Origin of the sequence: Helicobacter sp. UBA3407, assembly GCF_949747025.1 — a bacterium.
Lineage (GTDB): Bacteria > Campylobacterota > Campylobacteria > Campylobacterales > Helicobacteraceae > Helicobacter_D > Helicobacter_D ganmani.
The window spans coordinates 1-4,843 of sequence record NZ_CATKCB010000190.1 but is presented as its reverse complement, the minus strand read 5'-3'; the positions used below and the strand labels follow the sequence as shown (position 1 = coordinate 4,843).

Sequence of the window (4,843 nt, the reverse complement as noted above, 5' to 3'; positions counted from 1 at the left end):
GATAAAGATGACCCATTGTATTTGCCACTCCTTAAAAGTATGGCAATATGGTTTGACAAAGCAGGAAATCTTAAAAAAGCACACCAATATTATCAACTTTTACTTAAAGAAACAGAAAGTGAAGCGGAACGACGCGAAGTAAAAAATTTGGACGATAATTTGTTGTTGAATTATAATGAGGATAATGCGACAAAACGATTAGAACATTATGATTATGTAATGGAAAATTATCAAGGCAAAGAAGAAGCCAAAATGGCATTAGAGAAAAAAGCTGAAACCTTGTATGAAACAGGGAATTATCAAGAAATCTTTGCTTTAAGAGAGGAGTTAGAGCGTCAATTAGGAGAGAACCCCGCTGTTTTATTGAATGCGCTTAGTGCATTGACGAGAGATTCTTTAAAGGCACAAAATTGTAAAGAAGCAGCGTATTATGGTAGCTTGTATGCCGAGAGGATTCCATTGCAAAGCAATGAAAAGTTGCAAATGTTGGATTGTTTGAGAGAAAATAAACAATACAATGCGGCACAAAAAATTGCTCAAATAGAATCCCAAAATGCCAAAACAGCTACGGATAAAGAGGATTGGCTCTATCGTTTGGCGTGGGTAGAGTATGAAATGCAAGATTATCCCAAAGCAGCTCTTGCCGCAAGGGATACCTTGAGCTTGTTAAGTAATCCCGCATACAACGATAGTGCTTGGATATTATTTATGTCTTTGAGTAAGCAAGGAAGGTGGGAGGAAGCGTTTAAGATTTTACCTATGTTGGAAGATAAATTAAAAGATAGCAATCCAATGATTGAGGTTTATAAAGAAGCTTTGCAAAGATCTCTTGCAAACAAAGACGATACAGCAATTAAAGTGTATGCAGGCAAACTGATGGCTCTCCAAAAGCGATATGAACGTTTTGAATATTCCCCTTGGGTTGAATTGGGTATGATAGAGGCTCTCAATCGTGAAGGTAAATTTCAAGAATCCTTAGATTTGCTCAAAAATGTAGAATCTCGTGCTAATTCAGGAAATGAGCAGATTCAAATTTATTATTTACAAGGTTACTTAAACGACAAATTGGGTGATAAAAATGCCGCAATAGAATCTTATAATCGTTGCGAGGCTGTCCAAGCAGAATCGCCTTGGAAAAATCTCTGTATAGATGCTAAAAATTTATTGGAAACTCAAAATGTATCCCAAACTCAAGGACAACCATGAGAGAAGAAATGCAAAAAAATAAACAAAAAGCAATGAAAAATCAGGAAATGAACTTTGAAGATTATCTTAGTATAATTTCAAAATGCTTAGAAAAATTAGAGGAGGAAGAACTTACTCTTAATGAGGGTTTAGCGTTCTATAAAGAGGGTATGGAAAATCTACAAAAAGCACAAAGAATCTTGGAAGATGCACAATTACAATGCGAAGAACTCAAAATGCAATACAAAAAGGAAAACCAATGAAAATCGCTGCTCTACAACTTTCAAATAATAAAAGTCAAAGTGAGATAGAATCTTATCTTAAGACGGCTGTGGAAGCAAAGGCTAAAATTATTCTTTTTGGAGAATATTTACTTAATCCGTTTTTTAAAAATTTGGAATCTAAAAGACATAAAAAATCACAATGGTTAGAACAAATCAACAAAGAAAATGAAAATTTGTTGCAGCTTTCTAGCAAATATGGAATCATCATTGTAACACCTATTTTAGAAGTGGTTTCCCGCAAACTTTATAAAACGATTCTAATCATTAATAAGGGCAAGGCTTTGCGTTATAGAGCACAGAAACTCATGCCTTATGAGCATTGGAATGAAGAGAAATTTTTTGCCAATACTTCTCCAAAAATCCTTAGAATCCCTCCGATTTTTAGCGTGGGTGGAATTAAATTTTCTGTGCTTTTTGGCTATGAATTGCATTTTGATGAGTTTTGGTTAAAATTTAAAAATGAGAATGTAGATTGTGTATTGCTCCCGAGTGCTTCCACCTTTGATTCCTCTTTGCGTTGGCGTAGTATTATAAAAATGAGGGCTTTTTTGAATAGTTGTTATGTATTGCGTGCAAACAGAATTGGGCAATATGAGGACGCACCGACAAAGACATTGTGGAATTTTTATGGAGATTCTTTGTTTGTCTGTCCTAATGGGGAAGTGATAGATTGCTTAGGTGACCGCGAGGAATTACTGATTGCCGAAGTGGATAAAAAATATTTAAAAGAAATTAAAGAATGTTGGAGATTTCGTTCTTAATTTAAAGCTTTTAGATTCCTAATTTAGTATTATTAAAGTATTTTGAATTGATTCTTGCATTTATGTTAGAATCTCTATTATTTTTTAAGATTAAATTTATAAATTTTAGATATAATCAATGTTTTTTCATTGACTTAAAAATAAATTAAGTTTTATCTACTTCTTGGAGTTTTCTATGTCTGCAAAAAATATCAATCAACAATTAGACGAATTGTTTCAAAGTGAGTTTAAATATGTTTCTTATGAAAAAATTGCACAGGTTTTGGGTAAACTTCCTACCGCTGCACAAGCCAAAAGAGTGAGTGAGCTTGCAAAAAAATACAATAGAAAATTGATGTCTGCTTCTGAAGTAGCAAAAATTCTGAATCAAGACGATGCAAGAAAAATCAAAGAGGATAAAAAACGGCTTTTAGATGAAGAATTAGAAGATGAATTTGACTTTATGAAAGAGCGTGAATTGCTTGAATGGAGTCGCAGTGATAGCCCTGTTAGAATGTATTTGCGTGAAATGGGACAGATTCCACTTTTGACACGTGAAGATGAAGTGGAGCTTAGTAAAAACATTGAACTAGGCGAAAATATTATCCTAGACGCAATTTGTTCTGTGCCTTATTTGATTGATTTTATTTTGGATTACAAAGAAGCTTTAATCAATCGTGAAAGACGCGTCAAAGAGCTTTTTAAAAGTTTTGATGATGACGAGGAGGAGGGCGAAGAAGAGGATTTGGAAGAGGAGGAGGAAGAGGAGAGTGAAAATGAAAAAGGTGAGGATTCTAAGAAACCGATTAGTAAAAAAGACCAAAAACGCGTAGAAAAGGTGTTGATAAGCTTTAAGGCATTAGAAAAAGCAAAGAAAGATTGGCTGAAAACTTGGGAACAAGAAAAGGACAATGAGAGTTGTGAGGATATGTTGTATTTGCTGACTTTGGCGCATAAAAAACAACTTTTGAAAGAAAAGCTGCTAGACTTGGGACCTACAAGCAAGTTAATTAATGAGCTTGTCAAAGCAATGGAAAATACAATTAAAAGTGATGAGGGTTTTGAAAAGGAATTAAAACGTTTAGAATATCGCTTGCCTTTATTTAATGATATTTTGCTAAATAATCATAAGAGAATCTTGGATAATATTACGGAAATGAGCAAAGCAGACATTACTGCTGCTGCGCCAGAAGCAACGATGGTTTCTACTTATATGGAGATTAAAAAGTTGTTTCAAACCAAAGCAGCAAGTGAGGGGAGCTTTGACTTAGAACCAGAAAAACTTAAGCAAATCTTAGAGCAAATCAAGCGCGGAAAAGACATTGCCGATAAAGCAAAAGCAAAAATGGCAAAATCCAATCTACGCCTTGTTGTAAGCATTGCCAAAAGATATACGAATCGCGGATTACCATTTTTGGATTTAATTCAAGAGGGCAACATTGGATTAATGAAAGCAGTAGATAAGTTTGAGTATAAAAAAGGCTATAAATTCTCTACTTATGCTACTTGGTGGATTCGTCAGGCAATTTCCCGCGCCATTGCCGACCAAGCACGCACGATTCGGATTCCAATTCATATGATTGAAACAATTAATCGGATTAATAAAATTATGCGCAAATTTCTACAAGAAGAGGGTAAAGAGCCGGATTTGGAAAAAATTGCAGAGGGTGTGGGGCTGCCTGTGGATAAGGTAAAAAATGTCATCAAAATCACCAAAGAACCTATTAGCTTAGAAGCACCTATTGGAAATGGTGAAGATGGAAAATTTGGGGATTTTGTAGAGGATAAAAGTTCTGTTGGACCAATGGACCATATCTTAAAAGAGGATTTAAAAAGTCAGATTGATGATGTGCTAGACCAGCTCAATGAACGCGAAAAGGCTGTGATTCGTATGCGCTTTGGATTGCTTGATGATGAATCTGATAGGACATTAGAGGAGATTGGCAAAGAGCTCAATGTAACGCGTGAGCGTGTCCGACAAATAGAATCTAGTGCAATTAAAAAACTAAAACACCCAAAAGTAGGGCGCAAGCTTAAGAATTATATTGAAGATTGATTTGCAATTTAGAAAGCAAAATTTGTCATTTGAAATTATTTATTTTTATAACTGATTGTTTGACTCAAAGTTTAAGGAGTTGCAATGAAAATTCTTGGTTTTGATATAGGCATTACAAGCATTGGTTGGGCATATGTAGAGGGAGAAGAATTAAAAGATTGTGGGGTGAGAATCTTTACCAAAGCGGAGAATCCAAAAAATGGTGATTCGCTTGCTGCTCCGCGTAGAGAAGCAAGAGGGGTTAGACGGAGATTAGCACGGAGAAAAGCTAGGCTTAATGCAATTAAAAGACTGCTTTGTAAAGAATTTGGGCTAAATTTAAGCGATTATCTTGCAAATGATGGGGAATTACCAAAGGCATACCAAACAAGCAAAGAACACAAAAGCCCCTATGAGCTACGCACTTTAGCTCTAAGTCAAAAGCTAGATTCTAAAGACTTAGCACGGGTAATTTTACATATCGCTAAACATCGCGGCTATGGGAACAAACACGCAAAAACAGGAAGCGATAAAGATTCTGGAAAGGTGCTAAGTGCGATTAAAGTAAATGAAACAGCTATGAAAGATAAGTATCAAAG

At 35.1% G+C, this 4,843-nt stretch carries 4 protein-coding genes and 1 pseudogene; all 5 read left to right on the top strand.

Annotated features, from left to right (window positions below; translation table 11 throughout):
* Nucleotides 1-1,206, top strand: a pseudogene (locus Q1553_RS07005) (flagellar functional protein); the annotation flags it as partial.
* Entirely contained in the window at nt 1,203-1,448 is a 246-nt protein-coding gene (locus tag Q1553_RS07000; RefSeq protein ID WP_245944172.1) for an exodeoxyribonuclease VII small subunit, read from the top strand. The pseudogene Q1553_RS07005 and the gene Q1553_RS07000, both read left to right, overlap by 4 nt.
* Entirely contained in the window at nt 1,445-2,230 is a 786-nt protein-coding gene (locus Q1553_RS06995) for a carbon-nitrogen hydrolase family protein (protein ID WP_115550712.1), read from the top strand. Before Q1553_RS07000 ends, Q1553_RS06995 begins: the two co-directional genes overlap by 4 nt.
* Before the next feature lie 175 nt (nt 2,231-2,405).
* A complete protein-coding gene (gene rpoD, locus Q1553_RS06990) occupies nt 2,406-4,265 on the top strand; it encodes an RNA polymerase sigma factor RpoD (protein ID WP_115550711.1) in 1,860 nt (619 codons plus the stop codon).
* A gap of 84 nt (nt 4,266-4,349) precedes the next feature.
* A partial coding sequence (gene cas9, locus Q1553_RS06985) for a type II CRISPR RNA-guided endonuclease Cas9 (RefSeq protein WP_366525099.1) occupies nt 4,350-4,843 on the top strand: 494 nt, incomplete at its 3' end.